The sequence below is a fragment of the Amycolatopsis sp. NPDC051716 genome, assembly GCF_040681595.1.
GTDB lineage: Bacteria > Actinomycetota > Actinomycetes > Mycobacteriales > Pseudonocardiaceae > Amycolatopsis.
On sequence record NZ_JBFAZA010000098.1, the window covers coordinates 1 to 1,748 of the forward strand.

Genomic DNA, 1,748 nt, shown 5'->3' on the forward strand with positions numbered 1-1,748 from the left:
GCGTTAACTTCGATAATTTTAGCTTCGATTTCTTCGCCAACAAATTTCTTAGTATCTTTAACAAAGTAAGTGTCAATCATAGATGCAGGGATAAATCCACGAACACCGTTATAGTCTACTGAAAGTCCGCCTTTAACGTCTTTAGTAACTTTAACTGTTACGATTTCGCCTTCTTTGCCTTCCAATTGAGTCCAAGCTTTACGAGCTTCAAGACGTTTCAATGAAAGGAGATATACGTTTGCACCTTCGGCTTCTTTACCAACGATTTGTTTGATAACAAGCAAATCAAGAACATCTCCAGGTTTAACGAATGTATTGATATCAGCATCTTTATCGTTAGTGATTTCGCGAAGTGTAAGGACACCCTCAACACCAGTTCCTACGATGGCAACAGTTGCTTGCCCGTTTTCAACTGAAAGGATTTCACCCTTAACGACGTCACGTACTTTAACGTCTTCAACGCTGTTTAATAATGTTTCAAATTCGTTCATTTGTAAAAAAAATTCCTCCAACAATTTGGCTGGTACACAGCCTTACAAAACATTATACCATAAAAAATCGCTTAGGGAAAGCTTTTTTCTTGATTTATATTAAAAAAGTTATAAGTATTTTATTATCGCAAATTGCAAGTCCAAGTTAGCCAGCCAAGCTCATCTCATATGAACTCTTATAGTTGAACATTTTTCTTGGATAATGGTTCATCCAATACTCGATAGCGGCGACTTCTTCAGGGGTCGTCTTTGTTGTGCCTTTTGGCAGATGCCTACGAATCATTCGGTTATGGTTTTCATTCGTCCCTCGCTCAAAGCTCGCGTAGGCGTGTGCATAGTAAACTGGACAGCTTACGACCTCAGAGAGCCTTGCAAATTCATGGCCATTGTCAGGGGTAATGGATTTGAAGTCATAACTTTTTTGAAGTTCCACCAGCTCATCATTGACCGCCTGTGCTGTTTTCCCATCAATCAAGCGAATGATCTCCGTGCGGTATTTTCGCTCTGTGAGCGTCAAAAGCACCTTGTTCTTAGCTCTCGTAAGAATGACCGTGTCAATCTCGTAATGCCCCACTTCTAAGCGATTGTTAATGAACTCAGGCCGTTCTTCAATAGACTTGCCAAAAGGATGCTTTGGCGCACGAGGTTTGATTTTCTTTGCCGCCTTATACTGCGGATAGAAAAGATGATGACGCTTGGCTTCTAACCAGCCCCAGTTGACCCAATTGTAGAGGCTGCTCAGAGAAACTCCTTTTAGAGCCTGATGAATGACTTCCAAAGAGTCCTTGTCTTCTTTAAGACGTGTACTCACATAACAATCAATCTCAGTCGTGAGTTTACTCGGACGAACACTGTGAGCCCTCAATCCTTCATAATTTTCTTGAGCCTTTTTAGCAGAGTATTTTACCTTCCGCTTGAGCTGGATTTCCCCTCGCTTCATCTCTCTGTCAATCGTCCCATGAGCTTTATTCAATAAGCGCGCAATCTCACGGTTGCTCAGTCCTTCTTTATTGTGCCAACGTTCAATGTTTAAACGGTCTTGATTGGTCAGGTGTTTCCCTTTGCTCTGGCTTGTGATAGAATAGTCTTGCATCTGAATTTCCTTTTTATACTATTTGGTCGAACTTCTAGTATAAGAGATTCAGATGTTTTTTGCTTGACTCAAGGTGGCTAACTTCATTTTACAATTTGCGTTTTATTTTTTATTATTGTCTGTTCTAGTAAAAATTAAGACAAGAAGGCCTACTGATAGAAAAG

At 40.3% G+C, this 1,748-nt stretch carries 2 protein-coding genes; both read right to left on the minus strand.

The window, feature by feature from the left end:
• Positions 1 to 491, minus strand: a 491-nt coding sequence (locus AB0M30_RS47635; RefSeq protein WP_364599313.1) for a S1 RNA-binding domain-containing protein, incomplete at its 3' end; no start/stop codon positions are given.
• Positions 492 to 636: 145 nt separating this feature from the next.
• Positions 637 to 1,584 (minus strand): IS30 family transposase, encoded by a 948-nt coding sequence (locus AB0M30_RS47640; RefSeq protein ID WP_003130410.1) that lies wholly within the window; start codon positions 1,582 to 1,584, stop codon positions 637 to 639.
• Positions 1,585 to 1,748 lie beyond the last annotated feature (164 nt).

Bases quoted from the DNA above. Each gene is read 5' to 3' on its own strand.
- AB0M30_RS47640 (WP_003130410.1), bottom strand. From the start codon at position 1,584: ATGCAAGACTATTCTATCACAAGCCAGAGCAAAGGGAAACACCTGACC.